General features: G+C 44.6%; 1 pseudogene. It reads left to right on the plus strand.

Going from position 1 to position 758, the window contains the following annotated elements:
- Positions 1 to 59: 59 nt before the first annotated feature.
- Positions 60 to 758 (plus strand): annotated as a pseudogene (fadH, locus tag A3729_RS04920) (NADPH-dependent 2,4-dienoyl-CoA reductase); the annotation flags it as partial.

The raw sequence follows: 758 nt of genomic DNA on the forward strand, positions 1-758 counted from the left end.
GGGAATGATGAGGGTGGAATGAACCTAAGAAAAAATTAAAAGCGTCAGCGGAGAGAGAGATGTCAGCAGAATTATATCCAAATATGTTAAAGCCATTGGACTTAGGTTTCACGACTTTAAAAAACCGTGTTTTGATGGGTTCAATGCATACAGGCTTGGAAGAAGAAAAAGATGGCCATGAACGAATGGCTGCTTTCTTTGCAGAACGCGCTCGCGGTGGAGTTGGCCTGATTGTTACGGGCGGTTTTGGTCCAAACCAGGAAGGTGCTACGCATCCTCATACCAAGTCAATTAAGACAGAAGAAGACGCACTAGCACATCGAACTATTACTGATGCCGTTCATGAAGCGGGTGGTAAGATCTGTATGCAGATTCTACATACGGGTCGCTATGCGTTTAACCCTAATTTGGTTGCGCCTTCTGCTGTTCAGGCACCGATTAACCCTTTTCCACCAAAAGAACTTGATGAAGCCGGTATCGAAAAGCAGATCAGTGATATCGTAATGTTAGCGGTTAATGCTCAAAAAGGTGGTTATGACGGCGTTGAAATCATGGGCTCAGAAGGTTATTTCATTAACCAGTTCTTAGCGAAGCGTACTAATAAGCGTGATGACCAATGGGGTGGCGAATACGAAAACCGTATGCGCTTGGCTGTAGAAGTCGTGCGTCGTACACGTGAAGCCGTGGGTGAAAAATTTATTATTATATACCGTTTGTCTATGCTCGACTTGGTTGAGGGTGGAAGCAGCTATGAAGAA

Source organism: Oleiphilus sp. HI0043 (genome assembly GCF_001634935.1).